This window comes from Streptomyces sp. NPDC030798 (assembly GCF_055572275.1).
On sequence record NZ_JBVIDR010000002.1, the window covers coordinates 48,367 to 68,747 of the forward strand.

Annotated in this window: 19 protein-coding genes; 14 read left to right on the forward strand and 5 right to left on the reverse strand. The window is 71.2% G+C overall.

Features of this window, described 5'->3' with window-relative positions; genetic code table 11:
* Positions 1-86: 86 nt before the first annotated feature.
* Positions 87-1,235 carry a 4-hydroxyphenylpyruvate dioxygenase gene (gene hppD, locus ACZ404_RS04730; RefSeq protein ID WP_468435943.1) on the forward strand — a complete coding sequence of 383 codons (1,149 nt, stop codon included), beginning with the start codon at positions 87-89 and terminating at the stop codon, positions 1,233-1,235.
* A 21-nt stretch (positions 1,236-1,256) separates the two neighbouring features.
* On the opposite strand, the gene ACZ404_RS04735 is transcribed toward hppD, so the two are convergent.
* Entirely contained in the window at positions 1,257-2,732 is a 1,476-nt protein-coding gene (locus ACZ404_RS04735) for a tetratricopeptide repeat protein (RefSeq protein ID WP_468435946.1), read from the reverse strand.
* 92 nt (positions 2,733-2,824) lie between these two features.
* On the opposite strand from ACZ404_RS04735, the gene ACZ404_RS04740 reads away from it, so the two are divergent.
* Positions 2,825-4,231 carry an FAD-binding oxidoreductase gene (locus tag ACZ404_RS04740; RefSeq protein ID WP_468435947.1) on the forward strand — a complete coding sequence of 469 codons (1,407 nt, stop codon included), beginning with the start codon at positions 2,825-2,827 and terminating at the stop codon, positions 4,229-4,231.
* A 30-nt stretch (positions 4,232-4,261) separates the two neighbouring features.
* On the opposite strand, the gene ACZ404_RS04745 is transcribed toward ACZ404_RS04740, so the two are convergent.
* The gene (locus ACZ404_RS04745; RefSeq protein WP_468435948.1) at positions 4,262-4,675 is read right to left on the reverse strand and encodes an SsgA family sporulation/cell division regulator; all 414 of its coding nucleotides are present in this window, start codon (positions 4,673-4,675) and stop codon (positions 4,262-4,264) included.
* Positions 4,676-4,909: 234 nt separating this feature from the next.
* Between ACZ404_RS04745 and ACZ404_RS04750 the strand changes: the two genes are divergently transcribed.
* Both ACZ404_RS04750 and ACZ404_RS04755 read left to right on the forward strand, forming a co-directional pair.
* Entirely contained in the window at positions 4,910-6,415 is a 1,506-nt protein-coding gene (locus ACZ404_RS04750; protein ID WP_468435949.1) for an RDD family protein, read from the forward strand.
* Between the two features lie 65 nt (positions 6,416-6,480).
* A complete protein-coding gene (locus tag ACZ404_RS04755; RefSeq protein WP_468435951.1) occupies positions 6,481-7,236 on the forward strand; it encodes an RDD family protein in 756 nt (251 codons plus the stop codon).
* A gap of 9 nt (positions 7,237-7,245) precedes the next feature.
* On the opposite strand, the gene ACZ404_RS04760 is transcribed toward ACZ404_RS04755, so the two are convergent.
* Positions 7,246-7,482, reverse strand: a complete 237-nt coding sequence (locus ACZ404_RS04760) for a hypothetical protein (protein ID WP_468435952.1) — start codon at positions 7,480-7,482, stop codon at positions 7,246-7,248.
* Between the two features lie 371 nt (positions 7,483-7,853).
* Here ACZ404_RS04760 and ACZ404_RS04765 point away from each other — a divergent pair, with 371 nt between their 5' ends.
* Both ACZ404_RS04765 and ACZ404_RS04770 read left to right on the forward strand, forming a co-directional pair.
* Positions 7,854-10,208, forward strand: coding sequence for an immune inhibitor A domain-containing protein (locus ACZ404_RS04765; RefSeq protein WP_468435954.1), 2,355 nt, complete (start codon positions 7,854-7,856; stop codon positions 10,206-10,208).
* 121 nt (positions 10,209-10,329) lie between these two features.
* Positions 10,330-10,662, forward strand: a complete 333-nt coding sequence (locus ACZ404_RS04770; RefSeq protein WP_468435956.1) for a hypothetical protein — start codon at positions 10,330-10,332, stop codon at positions 10,660-10,662.
* A gap of 409 nt (positions 10,663-11,071) precedes the next feature.
* Here ACZ404_RS04770 and ACZ404_RS04775 read toward each other — a convergent pair whose 3' ends face one another.
* Together ACZ404_RS04775 and ACZ404_RS04780 are read right to left on the reverse strand one after the other, a co-directional pair.
* Positions 11,072-11,665 (reverse strand): isochorismatase family protein, encoded by a 594-nt coding sequence (locus tag ACZ404_RS04775; protein ID WP_468435958.1) that lies wholly within the window; start codon positions 11,663-11,665, stop codon positions 11,072-11,074.
* Between the two features lie 97 nt (positions 11,666-11,762).
* The gene (locus tag ACZ404_RS04780; RefSeq protein ID WP_468435960.1) at positions 11,763-13,109 is read right to left on the reverse strand and encodes a nicotinate phosphoribosyltransferase; all 1,347 of its coding nucleotides are present in this window, start codon (positions 13,107-13,109) and stop codon (positions 11,763-11,765) included.
* 139 nt (positions 13,110-13,248) lie between these two features.
* On the opposite strand from ACZ404_RS04780, the gene clpS reads away from it, so the two are divergent.
* From clpS to ACZ404_RS04820, 8 genes are all read left to right on the forward strand, one after another.
* Positions 13,249-13,566 (forward strand): ATP-dependent Clp protease adapter ClpS, encoded by a 318-nt coding sequence (clpS, locus tag ACZ404_RS04785; protein WP_468435962.1) that lies wholly within the window; start codon positions 13,249-13,251, stop codon positions 13,564-13,566.
* Positions 13,567-13,577: 11 nt separating this feature from the next.
* Positions 13,578-14,189 (forward strand): DUF2017 domain-containing protein, encoded by a 612-nt coding sequence (locus tag ACZ404_RS04790; protein WP_468435964.1) that lies wholly within the window; start codon positions 13,578-13,580, stop codon positions 14,187-14,189.
* 335 nt (positions 14,190-14,524) lie between these two features.
* Positions 14,525-15,943: an amino acid permease gene (locus tag ACZ404_RS04795; RefSeq protein ID WP_468435966.1), complete on the forward strand. Its 1,419-nt coding sequence runs from the start codon at positions 14,525-14,527 to the stop codon at positions 15,941-15,943.
* 134 nt (positions 15,944-16,077) lie between these two features.
* Positions 16,078-16,500 (forward strand): M67 family metallopeptidase, encoded by a 423-nt coding sequence (locus ACZ404_RS04800; RefSeq protein WP_468435968.1) that lies wholly within the window; start codon positions 16,078-16,080, stop codon positions 16,498-16,500.
* Positions 16,501-16,579: 79 nt separating this feature from the next.
* A complete protein-coding gene (locus ACZ404_RS04805) occupies positions 16,580-16,675 on the forward strand; it encodes a putative leader peptide (protein ID WP_309550412.1) in 96 nt (31 codons plus the stop codon).
* An 87-nt stretch (positions 16,676-16,762) separates the two neighbouring features.
* Positions 16,763-17,041 (forward strand): MoaD/ThiS family protein, encoded by a 279-nt coding sequence (locus ACZ404_RS04810; RefSeq protein ID WP_468435969.1) that lies wholly within the window; start codon positions 16,763-16,765, stop codon positions 17,039-17,041.
* Between the two features lie 8 nt (positions 17,042-17,049).
* Positions 17,050-18,000, forward strand: a complete 951-nt coding sequence (locus ACZ404_RS04815; protein WP_468435970.1) for a PLP-dependent cysteine synthase family protein — start codon at positions 17,050-17,052, stop codon at positions 17,998-18,000.
* A 291-nt stretch (positions 18,001-18,291) separates the two neighbouring features.
* Positions 18,292-20,367, forward strand: a complete 2,076-nt coding sequence (locus ACZ404_RS04820; RefSeq protein ID WP_468435971.1) for a putative Ig domain-containing protein — start codon at positions 18,292-18,294, stop codon at positions 20,365-20,367.
* Positions 20,368-20,381: the final 14 nt, after the last annotated feature.

Consider the following 20,381-nt stretch of genomic DNA (forward strand, 5'->3'; position numbering starts at 1 on the left):
CGCCGATACGGCCGTACTGCTGAGCAGATTGCCCAATGAATATGGGAACTATTGCGCACCTTGCAGAGCCGGGCCACCCTTCCGCTATGACGCAGACCACACACCACACTCCCGACACGACCGCCCGGCAGGCCGACCCCTTCCCGGTCAAGGGAATGGACGCGGTCGTCTTCGCCGTGGGCAACGCCAAGCAGGCCGCGCACTACTATTCGAGCGCCTTCGGCATGAAGCTGGTCGCCTACTCCGGACCGGAGAACGGCAGCCGCGAGACCGCCAGTTACGTGCTCGAGAACGGCTCCGCCCGGTTCGTGCTCACCTCGGTGATCAAGCCGAGCACCGACTGGGGCCGCTTCCTCGCCCGGCATGTCGCCGAGCACGGCGACGGCGTCGTCGATCTGGCCATCGAGGTCCCGGACGCCCGCGCCGCGTACGCCTACGCCGTCGAGCACGGCGCGCGGAGCGTCGCCGAGCCGTACGAGGTGAAGGACGAGCACGGCACGGTCGTCCTCGCCGCGATCGCCACCTACGGCGAGACCCGCCACACCCTGGTCGACCGCTCCGGCTACGACGGCCCCTACCTGCCCGGATACGTCGCCGCGCAGCCGATGGTCGCGCCGCCCGCCCAGCGCACCTTCCAGGCCATCGACCACTGCGTCGGCAACGTCGAACTCGGCCGGATGAACGAGTGGGTGGAGTTCTACAACAAGGTCATGGGCTTCACGAACATGAAGGAGTTCGTGGGCGACGACATCGCCACCGAGTACAGCGCGCTGATGTCGAAGGTCGTCGCGGACGGCACCCTCAAGGTGAAGTTCCCGATCAACGAGCCCGCGATCGCCAAGAAGAAGTCCCAGATCGACGAGTACCTGGAGTTCTACGGCGGCGCCGGCGTCCAGCACATCGCGCTGAACACGGGCGACATCGTGCAGACGGTCCGCACGATGCGCGCGGCCGGCGTCGAGTTCCTCGACACCCCGGACTCGTACTACGACACCCTCGGCGAGTGGGTCGGCGACACCCGGGTGCCGATCGAGACCCTGCGCGAGCTGAAGATCCTCGCCGACCGCGACGAGGACGGCTACCTGCTGCAGATCTTCACCAAGCCGGTCCAGGACCGCCCGACGGTCTTCTTCGAGATCATCGAGCGCCACGGCTCCATGGGCTTCGGCAAGGGCAACTTCAAGGCCCTCTTCGAGGCGATCGAACGCGAGCAGGAGAAGCGCGGCAACCTGTAGCCGGCACGTTCGGCAGGGACGTCACGACAGGTCGGCGGGCGGGGGCTCGTCGGGGGCCTCCCCGAGCCCCTGCAGCGCCGCCCGTGCCGTCGGCGCCCGCAGCGGCGAGAAGTACGGGTTGATCTGCAGGGCCTCGCGCAGATGCCGCCGGGCGGGCCCGGTCAGCTCCAGGTCCCGCTCGATCATGCCCCGGTGGAACACGTACGGGGCGCTGCGCACCCCGCCGCCCTTCGCCTTGTCCGTCGCGATCGAGGCGTAGGTCAGGGCCTCCTCGTCGTCGCCGGTGCGGTGCAGCGCCCAGCCGAGGGCGTCGGCCACCTCGATGCCCGGCTGGCGCCGCCACTCGTCCTGCAGCCGCAGCACCGCCTCCTCGGCGTCCCCGTGGTCGGCCTCGAACTGCCCGATCAGCAACTCCTCGTCGACCCCGCCCGTCTCCGCGCGCTCCACCCGGTCGCGCAGCAGCCCGTACTGCTCCTCGGCCTGGCCCTCCAGGCCCAGCGACTCGTACAGCTCGCCCAGTTCCAGGGTGATCCGGGCGTCCGGCTGCCGGGCGAGGGCGGTGCGGTACGCGGCGAGCGCCTCCTGGGTGCGGCCCAGCGCGGCCAGCGTCCGCCCCTGCCCGGCGCGCGCCGCCCGCTGGTCGGGGTCCAGGCGCACGGCCGCCTCGAAGTGCCGCAGTGCGTCCGCGAGGTCACCCCGCTCCCAGGCCAGCTCCCCGACCCCGGTGAGGTAGGCGGCCTGCTGGGCGGGGGTGCGGGCGGCCGCCGCCGCGTCCGTCAGCTGCGCCACGGAGTCCTCGCGCCAGCCCCGGTCCCGGTACACCGCCGAGGCCCGCGCCATCACGGCGGGCCTGGCGTCCGCCCCGGTGCGCAGCGCCAGCAGCTTGTCCAGGGTCGAGCGGGCGCTCTTGTAGTCGCCGAGCCCGGTGTAGGCGTCGATCAGCGGCGGATACGCCATCCAGCGCTTCGGCGCCAGCTTCAGCGCCTGCTCGCCGTACCGTTTCGCCCCCGGGAAGTCCCGGCGCGCGTTCGCCAGCGCGGCCAGCGCGCCGAGCGCCTCCGCGTTGCCGTTGGCCCGCACCTCCAGGGAGGTCTGCAGCGCCCGCTCGGCCTTCGGATAGTTCGCCGCGTCGGCCGTGCGCCGCCCCAGCTCCACGTACGCGGCCCCCAGCACCGCCCACGCCCGCGCGTCCTGCGGCCGGCTCCGGACCAGGCTCTCCTGCTGCCCGATCAGCGCCGTCAGGCCGGGCAGCGCGGCCGGCACCCCGGAGGTGACCGCCGCCCTGGCCTGCGCGCGCGCCTGCGCCTGCGGTCCCGGCGCCGGTGCCGGGGGCCGGGTCCGCAGCTCCGGGCCCGGCGACGGCAGCAGCATCAGCGCCCCGCCCGCCGCTGCCCCGCCCACCACCGCGGTGACCAGCGCGTGCCGCAGCCACCGCCGGCGGCGCACCGCAGCGGGAGGCGCACCGGGCACGGAGTCGTCGTACTGTCGGATCTCCATACCGCTCACTGTGCGTCAGGACGCCGGGCACATCCGGGTGGCCCAAGGACGGCACGGTCGGGGTTCACACCGATGGCCCCGGGTGTCACGCTGTGATCATGAGCCGTATCGAAGCGCCCCGCGACGAAGCGACCAGCAACCTCACCGACCGGCTCCTGGCCGGCCTGCCCGCCGAGGCCGTCCTGACCGACCCCGACGTCACCGCGTCCTATACCCACGACATGGCGAGCTTCTGCCCGGCCGGCGCCCCGTCCGCCGTCGTGCTGCCGCGCACGGTCGAACAGGTCCAGCACGTCCTGCGCACGGCCACCGAGCTGCGCGTCCCGGTCGTCCCGCAGGGCGCCCGCACCGGCCTGTCCGGCGGCGCCAACGCCACCGACGGCTGCATCGTGCTGTCCCTGACCAAGATGGACCGCATCCTGGAGATCAGCGCCGTCGACCGGATCGCCGTCGTCGAACCCGGGGTGATCAACGCGACGCTCTCCCGCGCGGTCGAGGAGCACGGCCTCTACTACCCGCCCGACCCCTCCAGCTGGGAGATGTGCACCATCGGCGGCAACATCGGCACGGCCTCGGGCGGCCTGTGCTGCGTGAAGTACGGGGTCACCGCCGAGTACGTCCTCGGTCTGGACGTCGTCCTCGCCGACGGCCGCCTGCTCTCCACCGGTCGCCGTACCGCCAAGGGCGTGGCCGGCTACGACCTCACCCGGCTCTTCGTCGGCTCCGAGGGCTCCCTCGGCATCGTCGTACGGGCGGTCCTGGCGCTCAGGCCCAAGCCGCCGCAGCAGCTGGTGATGGTCGCCGAGTTCGCCTCGGCCGGCGCCGCCTGCGACGCCGTGTGCCGGATCATGGAGGGCGGGCACGTGCCGTCCCTCCTCGAACTGATGGACCGTACGACGGTCAAGGCGGTCAACGCCCTCGCCCACATGGGACTCCCCGAGACCACCGAGGCCCTGCTGCTGGCTGCCTTCGACACCCCGCACCCCGCCGCCGACCTCGCCGCCGTCGCCGCGCTGTGCGAGGCCGCCGGCGCCACCCAGGTGGTGCCCGCCGAGGACGCGGCCGAGTCCGAACTGCTGCTGAAGGCACGGCGGTTGTCGCTGCCCGCGCTCGAGGCGGTCACCGGCACGACGATGATCGACGACGTGTGCGTGCCACGCTCGCAGCTCGGCGCGATGATCGAGGGCACCGAGCGGATCGCCGAGAAGTACGGGCTGACCATCGGGGTCTGCGCGCACGCGGGCGACGGCAACACCCACCCCGTCGTCTGCTTCGACGCCCGCGACCCCGACGAGTCCCGGCGGGCCCGCGAGTCCTTCGACGAGATCATGGCCCTCGGCCTGGAACTCGGCGGCACCATCACCGGCGAGCACGGCGTGGGCGTGCTGAAGAAGGAATGGCTGGCGCGGGAGATCGGCCCGGTGGGGCTGGAGATGCAGCGGGCGGTGAAGCAGGTCTTCGACCCGCTGGGGATCCTCAACCCGGGCAAGCTGTTCTGAGCCCCCTCCCACGGGCTCGTTCACGGGCTTTCATCGGGCGAGCAGCTGGTCCAGCGCGTCGTCCAGACCGAGCTGCCCGCGCTCGGTCCCCGGCGGCACCACCCGCAGCGTCCGCTCCAGCCAGGCCGACACCTGCGCGACGGGCGCCTGAAGGAGGGCGTCGCCGTCGGGGGAGCTGAGCGCCATCAGAACGACACCGCGCCCCTGCGCCCGGCCCGGCCACACCCGTACGTCCCCCTGCCCGCAGGGCCGGAACACGCCCTCCACCAGCAGTTCCCGGGCGAACGTCCAGTCGACCGGGTGCTCGGAGTTGATGTGGAAGCTGACGTGGACCGCGTAGGGGTCGGCGGAGCGGTAGACGAGCCGGGCCGGGACCGGGATGCTCCGCTCGGGCGACAGGACGAGCCGGACCTCGAGCTCCCGCTCCACCTCGGTGTGCTGCATGACGTGCGTCTCCTCTCCACGGGGGCCGCCAGGTCGCGGGCCCGTACCAGGGGAGAGGGGGCGGGCGCCGGGGCATTACGCGGGTTCGGGGAAGTTTTTCCGCGCACGTGTGGGAGCCGTGCACGGCGTCACCCCCAAAGGGGTGGGTACGGCGGGACTGGCGGTGTGACATGCCCCGGTCTGATAGATGTGGAGGCCCCCATCCCACCCCCGAGCAGATACGGGACGACGGACATGAGCGCCCCAACCCCGGCCCCCGGTGACGACAGGCCCCGCGAGGGCTACTACCCGGACCCGTCCATCCCCGGCTACGTCCGGTACTGGAACGGCGCCTCCTGGGTGCCGGGCACCAGCAGGCCGGCGCCGCAGGACGGCAAGCCGCTCGCCCCGCCGCCCGGCGTCCGCCCCGCGGCCCCCGCCGTGGAGGAGACCGGCCCGCACTTCTTCGACGAGGATCCGCAGCCGGCGCCCGCCGACGGAGGCGGCCCGGCCTGGGGTGCCGACCCGAGGGTCCCGGCGGACGACACGTCCCACCCGGCCGGCCGCGCCCCCGGCACCGACGGCACGGCGTCCATCCCGCCGGCCGACGACTCCGAGCCCGACCCCGGCGGCACGTTCATCTTCCGCCGCCCGGTGCCGGGTCCGGCGGCGGTCAGGGACGACGGCACGACGACGTTCCGGCAGGTACCGGGGCAGGGCGCTGCGGGCGCGGGTGCCGGCTCCGGACCCGCCGGGCAGGGCTCGGTCGGCGGCTCGGGCACGCCCGGTTTCGCGGCGCAGGGCCCGGTCGGCGCGCCGCAGGCGGGACCGGGTGGTTCCGGGGCGAGCGGAGTCGGCGGCCCTGGGGCCGGTGCCGGTGCGCAGGGTCCCGTCGGCTCACCCGCAGGGCAGTCAGCCCCGGCCCCCGGCCCCGGCTTCAACGCCGGAAAGGCGGCCGCCGCCCGGGCCACGGCGGCACAGGGCCAGGCAGCTCAGGCAGCCCAGCCGGCCCAGGCCCCCTCGCCCCAGGCGCACCAGGCCGGTCAGCCACCGCAGGCCCAGGCCGCCCCCACCCCCTCGGTCCCGCACCAGGCCGGGCCGCACCAGGCGGCATCCGTCCCCCAGCAGGGCGGCCCCATGAGCGCCGGCCCGGGTGGTGGCCAGGCTTCCTGGGCGCAGCAGGTGCACCGGCTGGCCGGGGGCGGGGACGAGCAGCCGGTGGCGCCGTGGAAGCCGCCGGTGGAGGACCCGTTCCAGGCGGCCGCCCGGCGCCAGGCCGCCGCCCGCCCGGCGGGCCTCGGCAAGCGGTTCGCCGCCCGGCTGATCGACAACCTCGTCATCGGCGCCGTCACCGCGGCGGCCGCCGTCCCGCTCGGAGCCCGGGCGGTCGACCACATCCAGCACAAGATCGACGAGGCCAAGCTGTCCGGCCGTACCGTCACCGTCTGGCTGCTCGACGGCACCACCGGCACCTCGCTCGGCATCGTCCTGGCCGTCCTCCTCGTCTTCGGTGTCCTGTACGAGGTGCTGCCCACCGCCAAGTGGGGCCGCACACTGGGCAAGAAGCTGTGCGGCATCGAGGTGCGGGACATCGAGGCGCACGAGCCGCCGACGTTCGGCGCTGCCCTGCGCCGCTGGCTGGTCTACAGCGTCCCCGGCCTGCTCGGCATCGGTGTCGTCGGCGTGCTGTGGTGTCTGTTCGACCGGCCCTGGCACCAGTGCTGGCACGACAAGGCGGCCCACACCTTCGTGGCGGACTGACCGGCCGTACTCCGTACGGCGGCCCGCCGGATGCGGAGCGGGGGCGTTCGCGGTCGACTCGGGCCATGAGCAGCGAACCGCCCCCCGGCTCCGGAGAGCAGCCCCCCGAGGACGACCCGTTCAGGAAGCGGCCCCCGTCGGACCAGGGGCCGGGATCGCCGTACGACACCCCGCCGGGCGGCGAGCCCCCGCCCCCGGGCAGCGACCGCCAACCCCCCTACGGCGGCGGCCCGTACGAGGGAGGCGGAGGCGGCGGCCCGTACGACGGCGGTGGCCCCGGCGCCCCGCACGGCGGCGGACCCGGCGGCCCCTATGCGGGCGGCGGACCCTACGGCGCGGGCGGTCCCGGTTACCCCGCCGACCCCCTCGCCGGCATGCCCCCGCTGGCCGACAGCGGCAGGCGCACGCTCGCGAGGATCATCGACATGATCCTCGTGGGCATCGTCGTATGGCTGGTCACCCTGCCGCTCGGCGCCCACCAGTACGACGTGAACGCCGACCGGATCGAGACCTCCGGCACCATCTGGCAGTCGGTCGCCGCGGCCGTCCTCTACGTCGCCTACGACACGGTCCTGATCGCCAGGACGGGCCAGACCCTGGGCAAGAAGTGGCTGGGCATGCGGGTGGCCAACCTCGACAACGGCGCGACCCCCGCCACGCAGACCTCGCTCATCCGGGCCCTGGTGCTGTGGGTGCCGTTCGCCTTCTGCTGCGCCTGCATCTGGACGATCATCGCGGGCGGCTGGAGCTTCTTCGACAAGCCGTACAAGCAGGGCCTGCACGACAAGGCAGCCAAAACGGTGGTGGTCAGCACCCGTTGAGCGCGCCGGTCACAGCCGGCTGGGGACGCGCTCGCTCTCCGGCGCGTTCTCGGCCGGCCGCGCCGCCGTGCGCGGCCCCGGCAGGGGCACCGTCATCGCCACGAGCAGCCCGAGGCCGAGCGCGGCCAGGGCGATGACGGCGATCCCGATGCCCGAACTCGTCTGCGACAGCAGCAGCATGGCGAGCGTCGAGAAGATCACGGTGCACGAACCGTAGGCGAGCTGGGCGGCAGTCGGACGAGGCATGGCAATCGTGTCCTCGGAAAGCGGGAGCTGGATGTCGGGGGGTGCCGTGCGACTCTCTTCGCCTGCATGCCCGAGCCGGACGCCTGGTAAGCGTGACCTAACCCATGGTGCCGGGTGCACAGGGGGCGCACGGAGTCATGAGCCTGGTCGAGAGGCCGGATGCCTGCGCCGGTTGACCACGATGTGGACAAGTTCGCAAAGCGAACGTCGACTCCGCATAGTGCACTTGTCCTGCTCAAGTCAAGGTCTGTCTTTTCTTCTAAACCTCTAGTCAAATGTCGTCACTTGAACACGCGTTGAACGTGCGCGCACGGAACTTTCCATGACCCGGAACCCCCTGTCCGTGTGCGCGGCGCGGGGGAGGAACTCAAGTGACCAGCAGACCCTGGACGTTCAGGGCAGCCGCGATCGGTGTGGCGCTCGCGGCGGCTTCCGCCACGTTTGCGACGTTCGCCGTCGCGGAGGCCAGCACCACGGCCAAGTCGGCAGCCGCGAACCGGCACGACCCGGCCCCGGTGAAGCAGCAGAAGCACGACCTCGACGGCCCGATGAGCAAGACCCAGCGGGCTCAGCGCCAGGAGGCCCTGAACCAGCTCATATCGGGCAAGGCTAAGGCCCAGGAGCGCAACGGCTCGAAGGTCGTCCAGCTCAAGAGCAAGAAGGGCGACAGCAAGTACGTCGAGCTGAGCCGCGAGAAGAACGACAAGATCTTCACCATCCTGGTGGAGTTCGGCGACCAGACGGACCCCAAGTTCGGCGGCACCCCTGGCCCGCTGCACAACACCATCGCCGAGCCGGACCGCAAGAAGGACAACTCGACGGCCTGGCAGAAGGACTACAACCAGAAGCACTACCAGGACCTCTACTTCGGCACCGGCAAGAAGACCGAGTCGCTGAAGAAGTACTACGAGAAGCAGTCCTCGGGCCGCTACTCGGTCAACGGCGAGGTCTCGGACTGGGTCAAGGTCCCCTACAACGAGGCCCGCTACGGCAACAACGCCTGCGGCCAGACCAACTGCACCAGCGTGTGGAACGTCGTCCGCGACGGCCTCAACGCCTGGGTCGCGGACCAGAAGAAGGCGGGCAAGTCGGACGCCGCCATCAAGGCGGACCTGGCCAAGTACGACCAGTGGGACCGCTACGACTACGACGGCGACGGCAACTTCAACGAGCCGGACGGGTACGTCGACCACTTCCAGCTCGTGCACGCCGGTGAGGACGAGTCCGCGGGCGGCGGCGCCCAGGGCAAGGACGCGATCTGGGCCCACCGCTGGTACGCCTTCGGCACCGACGCCGGCGCCACCGGCCCCGACGACAACAAGCTCGGCGGCACGCAGGTCGGCGACACCGGCATCTGGGTCGGCGACTACACCATCCAGCCGGAGAACGGCGGCCTCGGCGTCTTCGCGCACGAGTACGGCCACGACCTCGGTCTGCCGGACGAGTACGACACGGCGGGCGGCGACAACTCCACCGGCTTCTGGACGCTGATGTCCTCCGGTTCCTGGCTGGGCACCGGCAAGGAGTCCATCGGCGACCTGCCCGGCGACATGAACGCCTGGGACAAGCTGCAGCTGGGCTGGCTGAACTACGACACCGCCAAGGCCGGCGTCAACTCCTGGCACAAGCTGGGTGTCGCCGAGTACAACACCAAGTACCGCCAGGCCGTCGTGGTCACGCTGCCGGACAAGGCCGTCAAGACCGAGATCGTCAACCCGGCGCAGGGCTCCACCCAGTGGTGGAGCGGCATGGGTGACAACCTCAAGAACACCCTGACCCGTTCGGTGGACCTGACCGGCAAGTCCTCGGCCAAGCTGGACCTGGACGGCTGGTACGACATCGAGAAGGACTACGACTACCTCTACACCGAGGTGTCGACCGACGGCGGCGCCAACTGGACCGCCCTCGACGGCACGGTGGACGGCCAGGCCATCCCGCGCGACGGCTCCGGCAAGCCGGCCCTGACCGGCACGGTCGACGGCTACAAGAAGCTGTCGTACTCGCTGGACGCCTACGCGGGCAAGAAGATCGACCTGCGCTTCCGCTACCAGAGCGACGGCGGTGTGGCCCTCAAGGGCTTCGCGGCGGACGAGATCACGCTCACCGCGGACGGTGCGCCGCTGTTCTCCGACAACGCCGAGAGCGCGGACCCCGCGTGGACCGCGAGCGGCTTCTCCCGCATCGGCGCGTCCTTCACCAAGCCCTACAAGCAGTACTACATCGCCGAGAACCGCCAGTACGTGTCGTACGACAAGACCCTCAAGGTCGGCCCGTACAACTTCGGCTTCGCGTCGCGCCCCGACTGGGTGGAGCACTACCCGTACCAGAACGGCCTGCTGATCTGGAAGTGGGACACCTCCCAGGCGGACAACAACACCAACGCCGACAGCCACCCGGGCACCGGTCTGATCCTGCCGGTGGACGCGCACTGGAAGGCGCTGAAGTGGTCCGACGGGACGCTGCTGCGCAACCGCATCCAGGCCTTCGACTCGCCGTTCGGCCTGGACAGCACGGACGCCTTCACGCTGCACAAGGCGGACAAGGCGCTGAAGATCAAGTCGCAGAAGGGCGTGTCGGTCTTCAACGACCACACCAGCTCCTACTACGACCCGGCGAACCCGACCGGTGGCGTCAAGATCACTGACACCAACACCAAGATCAAGATCCTGAAGCAGGGCAAGGGCGGCTCCACGATCGAGCTCGAGGTCGGTCCCGCGGTGAAGTAATCAGCATCACCGCAGGTCACAAGCGCATCGGCGGCAACCCTCTGGCGGGTTGCCGCCGATCGTGTTTAGGTGCGTCATGTGGCTCGCTTATTGACACCGACCGAAACGGGGATGTGACCGCATGGCCGCAGGAGGCTTCTGCAAGCTGCCGAACGGCACGGTGGTGGTGGCACTCAACCTGCCCAGCCCCGCCGACGCCGCCGCCGGCGTGCGCGTACTGGTCCACGCGCACAACCGCGCCCGGGCCCTGACCCGGCTGCGCAACCTGGGCCTGCGCGCGGTCTACCTCCGCGGCAACGCCGCCCCGCCGACCCCGGACGAGATCACGGCCGTCCTGCACCATCCCGACGGCCTGATATGGCGCACGGCGCCGGACAACGGTGTCACGGTCACAGAACTGTGGCACCCCATCCGCGCCCTGCTCCGCACCCCGCCGGTGGTACAGCAGACCTGAGACCCCCGCCCACGGGACGCCCTGCCCGGCCGCGCCCACCGGCCGGCCGGCTCCACGTCGGCCCGGCCCGGCGGACGGGCCGTTGCCCGCCGGGTTCCCGGGCGGGCCGGGTCACCGGGCGGGGGACGGGCTCGGCGGTGTGGTCCGCGCCGGCCTCGACCTGCGGCCGGGTGTGCCGCCCGCTGGGTTCCCGGGCGGGTCGGTCACCGGTCGGGGGACGGGCTCGGCGGTGTGGTCCGCGCCGGCCTCGACCTGCGGCCGGGGTGTGCCGCCCGCTGGGTTCCGGGGCGGGTCGTGCTCCCGGCCGGTGTGCGTTCTTCGCCGGCCCAGTCCTGCGGGCGGGTCGGCGGTGAGTTCTGCGCCGGCTCGGCCGGGGGCGACGGCGGTGCCGAGCCCCCGGAGGGCCCGGCTAGCCGCTGACCACCGGCTTGCCGGTGAGTTCCACGTTGGCCTGGCGCAGTTCCTCCAGGGCGCGCTCGGTGCTCTCCGGGGCCACGCCCGCCGTCAGGTCCAGCAGGACGTGGGTGCGGAAGCCCTCCTTGGCGGCGTCCAGGGCCGTGGCGCGGACGCAGTGGTCCGTGGCTATGCCCACCACGTCGACCTCCTCGATGTCCCGCGCGCGCAGCCAGTCGGCCAGGCGGACGCCGTTCTCGTCGGTGCCCTCGAAGCCGCTGTAGGCCGCCGAGTAGGCACCCTTGTCGAAGACGGCGTCCACCGCGCCGGAGGCGACCGCCGGGGCGAAGTTCGGGTGGAAGCCGACGCCCTCCGTGCCCGCGACGCAGTGCGCGGGCCAGGAGCGGACGTAGTCGGGGTTGTCGGCGAAGTGACCCCCGGGGGCGATGTGGTGGTCCCGGGTGGCGACCACGTGCCGGTAGCCGGAGCCGGCCGCCTGGCCGATCAGCTCGGTGATGGCGGCGGCCACGTCCGCACCGCCGGCCACCGCGAGGCTGCCCCCCTCGCAGAAGTCGTTCTGCACGTCTACGACGATCAAGGCGCGGCGCATGGTGGGTGTCCTTCGACTGTGGGTTAAGTAATAGAGCCTAGAGACTCGACGGCCCGTGCGGGAGGGGGCCGTTCGAGCGTGCGGACAGCGACCTGCATTAGCTACCCGACGGCCCGTGCACGTACTCCGTCGGAAGGACGGGTTCCCCTCGGGAGAGCTGTGTCGCGGACAGGGGCAGGTTCGCGCGGGCCGCGATGTGCCGCTCCCGGGGCACGTCCAGCGGCTCCCGGCCCACCACCTCGCCCGCCCTGACCAGCTCTACCAGCAGCTGCCGCTCGGCCAGCTCGGCCGGCACCGCCCCGGTGCCCACGACCTCGGCCTCCGCCACCCCGTCCCCGTCCAGCCGGCGTGCGGCCCACTTGCGGCCGCCGATCGACGTCTTGCCCCCGCTGGACTTCTTCGCGACCGGCACCAGCGGCGCCGCCGGGTCGGCGGACTCGGCGCGGGCGACGAGCTTGTAGACCATCGAGCAGGTCGGGTGCCCGGAGCCGGTCACCAGCTGGGTGCCGACACCGTAGGCGTCCACGGGCGCGGCGGCGAGGGACGCGATCGCGTACTCGTCCAGGTCGGAGGTGACCACGATCTTCGTGTCGCGGGCCCCCAGCTCGTCGAGCTGCTGTCGCACCCGGTGCGCCACCAGCAGCAGGTCACCCGAGTCGATGCGCACGGCGCCCAGCTCCGGGCCGGCCACCTCCACGGCCGTACGGACGGCCTCGGTGACGTCGTAGGTGTCCACCAGCAGCGTCGTGCCCCGGCCGAGGGCGTCCACCTGGGCGCGGAAGGCGTCCCGCTCCTGGTCGTGCAGCAGGGTGAAGGCGTGCGCGGAGGTGCCGACGGTCGGGATGCCGTAGCGGAAGCCGGCCGCCAGGTCGGAGGTGGTCGCGAAGCCGCCGACGTAGGCGGCCCGGGAGGCGGCCACGGCGGCCAGCTCGTGGGTGCGGCGGGCGCCCATCTCGATCAGCGGCCGGTCACCGGCGGCGGAGGCCATCCGGGAGGCGGCGGCCGCGATCGCCGAGTCGTGGTTGAGGATGGACAGGATCACGGTCTCCAGCAGCACGCACTCGGCGAAGGAGCCCTCGACCCGCACGATCGGCGAGCCCGGGAAGTACACCTCGCCCTCGGGGTAGCCCCAGATGTCCCCGCCGAAGCGGTAGTCGGCGAGCCACTTCAGGGTCCCCTCGTCGACGATCCCGCGCTCGGCCAGGAAGCCGAGGACGGCGTCGTCGAAGCGGAAGTTCGCCACCGCGTCCAGCACGCGTCCGGTGCCCGCCACCACGCCGTAGCGGCGTCCCTCGGGCAGCCGCCTGGTGAAGACCTCGAACACGCTGCGCCGCTCGGCCGTGCCCGCCTTCAGGGCGGCCTGCAGCATCGTCAGCTCGTACTGGTCCGTGAAGAGCGCCGTCGAGGGAACGTCCACCGGCAGCCCAAGGTCCGCCACGTCCACCAAAACCTCCGTCAGCTCGTGACTGCCCGGCCACCCCAGGCCCGGCCGGGGGTCCGGGGGTTGTCCCCCGGTGTGTGCAGCATGACGACGATGGTACCCCCATTTCGTCAGTGTGACGAATAATCAACATCGTGGCAGCATGGGCTGTGTGACGTCACCCGCGCCCGTAGAGATCGAACGCACCGAGACGGCGGAGGAGGTCTTCGCCGTACCCGAGCCCGACGTCCCCTGGGTCACGATCGTCCACAACGACCCGGTCAACCTCATGAGCTATGTGACGTACGTCTTCCAGACGTACTTCGGCTACACCAAGGACAAGGCCACCAAGCTCATGCTCGACGTCCACCACAAGGGCCGGGCCGTCGTCTCCAGCGGCACGCGCGAGGAGATGGAGCGCGACGTGCAGGCGATGCACGGCTACGGACTGTGGGCCACCCTCCAGCAGGACCGGAAGTAGCGATCCCTTTCATGCCCGGAATCTTCGAACCGCTTCCCGGCGGCGGCGCGGCCGTCGCGCTCGACGACGTCGAGATCTCCATCATCCGGTCGCTGGCCGTCCAGTTGCTGGAACTCATCGGCCCCGGCCCCGCCGAGGACGCGCCCGCGGACCCGCTCGCCGAGCTGTTCGCCGACGGGCCGAGCGAGCCGCCCGCCGACCCCGTCCTCAGAAGGCTCTTCCCGGATGCCTACAGCGACCCCGAGCAGCCGCCCGCCTCTCCGGCCGAGGCCGAGGAGCGGCAGGCGCACTCCGCCGAGTTCCGCCGCTACACCGAGAACGACCTCAGGGCCGGCAAGCGGGAGAACGCCCTCTCGGTGATCCGCACCCTCGACGCGCTCGCCCCGGTCGACGAGGGCGGCGCGGTCCTGAAGCTGTCCCCGCAGCAGTCCCGGGGCTGGCTCGGCGCGCTCAACGATCTGCGCCTGGCGATCGGCGCCCGCCTGGAGATCACCGACGAGGACGACACCGACCTGCTCTACCGGCTCCCGGACGACGACGAGCGCAAGCCGATGGTGATGGCCTACCTGTGGCTCGGCGGCCTGCAGGAGACCCTTGTCGCCACACTTATGCCCGGAAAGTGATGGTTTTGTGTTCGCTCAGCGGACGCTCAAATCCGGATAACGATCCCGTCACCGTTGCGGCCTGCTTTGCCGCATCCGGGCGCTCTTTGTCCGCTTTTCCCTGTGGTATGCGTCACAACCCGCCTCTGTGATCAATATTGCGGCCGTGATAAATCTTCACGACCGCCCGGCGAACACCACCCATGTTCGGCCGGGTGCGCCACCGAGCCGGCGACCGCCGGCCAGGCACGGGCGGGTTCCGCGAAACCCGCCCAGCTCCATCAATCCGGGGGGATCGAAACCCGATCCGAGGCCGACGAAAGGCCCGGTTCGGCATGGAGAAAGGCGCACCACACATGACCTCTGAGAAGGTCACCGAAGCCCCCGAGGAGGGGTACGAGCGCGGGCTCGGCAGCCGGCAGGTCCAGATGATCGCCATCGGCGGCGCGATCGGCGTCGGCCTGTTCCTGGGGGCCGGGGCGAACATCGCCAAGGCCGGTCCCAGCCTCATCCTGATGTACGCCCTCGCCGGCGTGATCATCTTCTTCATCATGCGGGCCCTGGGCGAGCTGCTGCTCTACCGCCCGGTCTCCGGCTCGTTCGCCGAGTACTCCCGCGAGTTCCTCGGCCCGTTCTTCGGCTACTTCACCGGCTGGACCTACTGGCTGATGTGGGTCGTGACCGGCATGGCCGAGCTGACGGCCGCCGCGATCTACGTCCACTACTGGTTCCCGCACATCCCGCAGTGGGTGACGGCCCTGGTCTTCCTGGTGGTCCTGTTCGTGGCCAACCTGATCTCGGTGAAGCTGTTCGGCGAGATCGAGTTCTGGTTCTCCATGGTCAAGGTCACCGCCCTGATCGGCATGATCGTGATCGGTCTCGGCGTGCTCACCTTCGGCTTCAGCGCCGCCGGTGACACCGCGCACGTGGCCAACCTGTGGCAGTTCGACGGCTTCTTCCCCAAGGGCATCGGCTCCTCGCTGATGACGCTGCAGGGCGTGATGTTCGCCTACCTCGCCGTCGAGCTGGTCGGCGTCACCGCCGGCGAGTCGGAGGACCCGGAGAAGACCCTCCCGAAGGCCATCAACACGCTGCCCTGGCGCATCGCCCTGTTCTACGTCGGTGCCCTCACCGTCATCCTGTGCGTGGTGAAGTGGACCGAGTTCGCGCCGGGCGTGAGCCCCTTCGTGAAGGCGTTCGCGGTCATCGGCATCCCGGCCGGCGCCGGCATCGTCAACTTCGTGGTGCTCACCGCGGCCCTGTCGTCCTGCAACTCGGGCATGTACTCCACCGGCCGCATGCTGCGCACCCTCGCCGACAACGGTGAGGCCCCGCGGGTCTTCTCGAAGCTGTCGGCCACCAAGACCCCGGCGCTCGGCATCACCGTCTCGGTGCTGTTCATGGGCATCGGCGTGGTCCTGAACTACGTCGTCCCGGAGAAGGCCTTCGGCTACGTCACCTCCGTCGCCACCGCGGCCGGCATCTGGACCTGGCTGATGATCCTGGTCAGCCACGTCCTCTACCGCCGCGCGGTGACCGCGGGCCGGCTGCCGGCCTCCGCCTTCCCGGCGCCGGGCGGCGCGGTGTGCAGCTGGATCGCCATCGTGTTCCTGCTCTTCGTCACCGGCCTGATCGCCTACGACGCCGACTCCCGGGTCTGCCTGTACGTCATGGCCGTCTGGGCCGTCGCCCTCGGCATCGGCTGGCTGGTGCTGAAGTCCCGCAGCCCGGAGATCGCCGACCGGCGCGAGCCGGAGCTGGAGCGGGTGAGCTGACCTTCGCGCGGACGTCCGGCCGACGGGGAGCACTCGTGGCACTCCCCGCCGGCAGCCGCTCAGGACGTCCACCATCCGGGCCGCCCCGTACCACACCTCGGTACGGGGCGGCCCGCCCGCTTATCCTTTGGCCCATGCTGACCATCACCCAGGCCCTCGTCGACCAGATCGTCGCGCACGCGCGCAAGGACCACCCCGACGAGGCGTGCGGCGTCGTCGCGGGCCCGGCGGGCTCGGACCGCCCCGAGCGCTTCATCCCGATGCTGAACGCGGCCATGTCGCCGACCTTCTACGAGTTCGACTCCGGCGACCTCCTCAAGCTCTACCGCGAGATGGACGACCGCGACGAGGAGCCGGTGGTGATCTACCACTCCCACACGGCGACCGAGGCCTTCCCCTCCCGCACCGACATCTCCTACGCCAACGAGCCCGGCGCCCACTACGTCCTCGTCTCCACCGCCGACACCGACGGCCTCGGCGACTTCCAGTTCCGCTCGTACCGCATCGTGGCGGGAGAGGTCACGGAGGAGCAGGTCAGGGTCGTCGAGGCGTACTGATCCCGCGATCCGGTCGGTATTCATCCAGCATGCGAGATCACACTCCGGGACCCGGACCGGGAATCGATACGATGACCCCATGGTTCTGAACGACGTGAGCGAGAAAGCGCCGGGCACGCTGCTCGTGGCGCGGCTGCACGTCGACCTGTGCAGGCTGAACAGCGCCATCTGTTGACGTACCCCGCCGCCGTACGGCCGTGAGCCGCGGGGCGCCCTCGCGCGCGCCCACTTTCCCGACACTTCCCGACAGGAGCCCGCAACCATGGCCATCGAGGTCCGCATCCCCACCATCCTGCGCACGTACACCGACGGTCAGAAGGCGGTGGAGGGCAGCGGGGACACCCTGGCCGAGCTGTTCTCCGACCTCGAGAGCCGGCACGCGGGCATCCAGGCCCGCATCGTGGACAACGGCCAGCTGCGCCGCTTCGTCAACGTGTACCTGAACGACGAGGACGTCCGCTTCGTCGACGGCATCAACACGAAGCTGGCCGACGGCGACACCGTGACGATCCTGCCGGCCGTGGCCGGCGGTATGGCCTGAGACCCGGCATGCGCTACGACTCCCCGCTGGCCGCGGTGGGCAACACCCCCCTGGTGCGCCTGCCGCGGCTCTCGCCGTCCGCCGACGTCCGTATCTGGGCCAAGCTGGAGGACCGCAACCCGACCGGCTCGGTCAAGGACCGCCCGGCGCTGCACATGATCGAGCAGGCGGAGAAGGACGGCCGCCTGACCCCGGGCTGCACGATCCTCGAGCCGACCTCCGGCAACACCGGCATCTCGCTGGCCATGGCGGCCAAGCTCAAGGGCTACCGCATGGTGTGCGTGATGCCGGAGAACACCTCGCAGGAGCGCCGGGACCTGCTCGGCATGTGGGGCGCGGAGATCATCTCCTCGCCGGCCGCGGGCGGCTCCAACACCGCCGTGCGCGTGGCCAAGGAGCTGGCCGCCGAGCACCCCGACTGGGTGATGCTCTACCAGTACGGCAACCCGGACAACGCGGGTGCCCACTACGCGACGACCGGCCCGGAGATCCTCGCCGACCTCCCCTCCGTCACCCACTTCGTCGCGGGCCTCGGCACCACCGGCACCCTCATGGGCGTCGGCCGCTACTTGCGCGAGCACAAGCCGGACGTGAAGATCGTCGCCGCCGAGCCGCGCTACGACGACCTGGTGTACGGCCTGCGCAACCTCGACGAGGGCTTCGTACCGGAGCTGTACGACGCCTCCGTGCTCACCACCCGCTTCTCGGTCGGCTCGGCCGACGCGGTCACCCGCACCCGTGAACTCCTGCAGCAGGAGGGCATCTTCGCGGGCGTCTCCACCGGCGCCGCCCTGCACGCGGCGATCGGCGTGGGCAGGAAGGCCGTCAACGCGGGGGAGAGCGCCGACATCGTGTTCGTCGTGGCCGACGGCGGCTGGAAGTACCTGTCCACCGGCGTCTACACGGCGGCCACCACGGAAGAGGCCATCGAGACCCTCCAGGGCCAGCTCTGGGCGTGAGCCCGATGGGGCCGGCCCCGGGCGTCGGCCCGCCTCAAGCGCGTCCCAGCCCCCTCCTATGAGGGGGCCAACCCATTCCTACGGCAGGGCAAAGAATTCCCTGAGGCACTGCCGGTGACGCCGGGGCCAGAGCTACGTTCCTCCCGCACCCTGACATGTCACGCTCACCCAAGCGGCGTGCCGGGTGTCTGTGAGTGTCATGCTCATGACTGCGCGGTTCCGCCGCCGCTACGCGCGTCACGGGCCTGCCAATCCAGTGCGAATCCCCACTTCAACCGGAGGCAGTTCCCCATGCGTGAGTCACGCCCGAACGGGCGGAGACGGAGCCTGAGAAGACTCCTGTCCGTCGCCTTCCCCGCCCTCGCCCTCAGCGTCGCCGGGTTCGCCGCGGCACCGACGGCCGGGGCCCAGGCGGCCGCCGCTTCCGCGCACCCCGCGACCAAGACCGGCCAGAACTCCAAGGCCCTGACCGACCCCAAGAGGCAGACGTTCCACCCCACCGGCAAGGCCGGGCAGAAGGTCCCCACGACCCATCTGTGCGCCACCGCCGCGCCGGGCCACGCGTCCTGCTTCGCCCAGCGCCGCACCGACATCAAGCAGCGGCTCGCCTCGGCGCTCGCCGCCGCGGCGGCCGCTCCCTCCGGCCTCTCCCCGGCCAACCTGCACAGCGCCTACAACCTGCCCACCACGGGCGGTTCCGGCATGACCGTCGCCATCGTCGACGCCTACAACGACCCCAACGCCGAGTCCGACCTGGCCACCTACCGCTCCACCTACGGCCTGTCCTCGTGCACCAAGGCCAACGGCTGCTTCAAGCAGGTCAGCCAGACCGGCTCCACCACCTCGCTGCCCACCAACGACAGCGGCTGGGCCGGTGAGGAGGCGCTCGACCTCGACATGGTCAGCGCCGTCTGCCCGAACTGCAGCATCATCCTGGTCGAGGCCGACTCCGCCAACGACACCGACCTCGGCACCGCCGAGAACGAGGCCGTCGCCCTCGGCGCCAAGGTCGTCTCCAACAGCTGGGGCGGCTCCGAGTCCTCCGCCCAGACCAGCGAGGACACCCAGTACTTCAAGCACCCCGGCGTCGCCATCACCGTCTCCTCCGGTGACTCCGCCTACGGTGCCGAGTACCCGGCGACCTCCCAGTACGTCACCGCCGTCGGCGGCACCGCGCTGACCCAGTCCTCCAACTCCCGCGGCTGGAGCGAGTCGGTGTGGCACACCAGCTCCACCGAGGGCACCGGTTCCGGCTGCTCGGCCTACGACGCCAAGCCGAGCTGGCAGACCGACACCGGCTGCTCCAAGCGCATGGAGGCCGACGTCTCCGCCGTCGCGGACCCGGCCACCGGCGTCGCGGTCTACGACACCTACGGCGGCTCCGGCTGGGCGGTCTACGGCGGCACCAGCGCCGCCGCCCCGATCGTCGCCGGCGTCTACGCCCTCGCGGGCACCCCGGGCACTGCCGACTACCCGGCGAAGTACCCCTACGCCCACACCGGCAACCTGTACGACGTGACCAGCGGCAGCAACGGCTCCTGCTCCACCTCGTACTTCTGCACCGCCCGCACCGGCTACGACGGCCCGACCGGCTGGGGCACCCCGAACGGCACCGCCGCCTTCACCGCCGGCACCACCAGCGGCAACACCGTGACCGTCACCAACCCCGGCAGCCAGTCCACCGCCACCGGCGGCTCGGCGAGCCTGCAGATCCACGCCACCGACAGCGCCGGCGCGACCCTGACCTACAGCGCCTCCGGCCTGCCCACCGGGCTGTCCATCAACAGCTCCAGCGGCCTGATCTCCGGCACCGCCTCGACCGCGGGCACCTACCAGGTCACCGTCACCGCGAAGGACTCCACCGGCGCCTCCGGTTCGACCTCCTTCACCTGGACGGTCGGCTCCTCCGGCGGCACCTGCACCTCGGCGCAGCTCCTCGCCAACCCGGGCTTCGAGTCCGGCAGCACCGGCTGGACCGCCAGCAGCGGCGTCATCACCACCGACAGCGGTGAGGCGGCGCACAGCGGCTCCTACAAGGCCTGGCTGGACGGCTACGGCTCCGCGCACACCGACACGGTGTCCCAGTCGGTGACCGTCCCGGCCGGCTGCAAGGCCAGCCTGAGCTTCTACCTGCACATCGACACCGCGGAGTCCGGCAGCACCGCGTACGACAAGCTGACCGTCACCGCCGGTTCGACCACCCTGGCGACGTACTCGAACGTCAACGCCGCCTCGGGGTACACGCAGAAGACCTTCGACCTGTCCTCGTTCGCCGGTCAGACGGTCACCCTGAAGTTCAGCGGAGTGGAGGACTCCTCCCTCCAGACCAGCTTCGTCGTGGACGACACCGCCCTGACGACCAGCTGACCCGTACGGCACGG

Coding starts and splice junctions, on each gene's coding strand:
- hppD (WP_468435943.1), top strand. CDS start 87: ATGACGCAGACCACACACCACACTCCCGACACGACCGCCCGGCAGGCC.
- ACZ404_RS04735 (WP_468435946.1), bottom strand. CDS start 2,732: ATGGAGATCCGACAGTACGACGACTCCGTGCCCGGTGCGCCTCCCGCT.
- ACZ404_RS04745 (WP_468435948.1), bottom strand. CDS start 4,675: ATGCAGCACACCGAGGTGGAGCGGGAGCTCGAGGTCCGGCTCGTCCTG.
- ACZ404_RS04750 (WP_468435949.1), top strand. CDS start 4,910: ATGAGCGCCCCAACCCCGGCCCCCGGTGACGACAGGCCCCGCGAGGGC.
- ACZ404_RS04755 (WP_468435951.1), top strand. CDS start 6,481: ATGAGCAGCGAACCGCCCCCCGGCTCCGGAGAGCAGCCCCCCGAGGAC.
- ACZ404_RS04760 (WP_468435952.1), bottom strand. CDS start 7,482: ATGCCTCGTCCGACTGCCGCCCAGCTCGCCTACGGTTCGTGCACCGTG.
- ACZ404_RS04770 (WP_468435956.1), top strand. CDS start 10,330: ATGGCCGCAGGAGGCTTCTGCAAGCTGCCGAACGGCACGGTGGTGGTG.
- ACZ404_RS04775 (WP_468435958.1), bottom strand. CDS start 11,665: ATGCGCCGCGCCTTGATCGTCGTAGACGTGCAGAACGACTTCTGCGAG.
- clpS (WP_468435962.1), top strand. CDS start 13,249: ATGGGCTGTGTGACGTCACCCGCGCCCGTAGAGATCGAACGCACCGAG.
- ACZ404_RS04790 (WP_468435964.1), top strand. CDS start 13,578: ATGCCCGGAATCTTCGAACCGCTTCCCGGCGGCGGCGCGGCCGTCGCG.
- ACZ404_RS04795 (WP_468435966.1), top strand. CDS start 14,525: ATGACCTCTGAGAAGGTCACCGAAGCCCCCGAGGAGGGGTACGAGCGC.
- ACZ404_RS04800 (WP_468435968.1), top strand. CDS start 16,078: ATGCTGACCATCACCCAGGCCCTCGTCGACCAGATCGTCGCGCACGCG.
- ACZ404_RS04805 (WP_309550412.1), top strand. CDS start 16,580: ATGGTTCTGAACGACGTGAGCGAGAAAGCGCCGGGCACGCTGCTCGTG.
- ACZ404_RS04810 (WP_468435969.1), top strand. CDS start 16,763: ATGGCCATCGAGGTCCGCATCCCCACCATCCTGCGCACGTACACCGAC.
- ACZ404_RS04815 (WP_468435970.1), top strand. CDS start 17,050: ATGCGCTACGACTCCCCGCTGGCCGCGGTGGGCAACACCCCCCTGGTG.
- ACZ404_RS04820 (WP_468435971.1), top strand. CDS start 18,292: ATGCGTGAGTCACGCCCGAACGGGCGGAGACGGAGCCTGAGAAGACTC.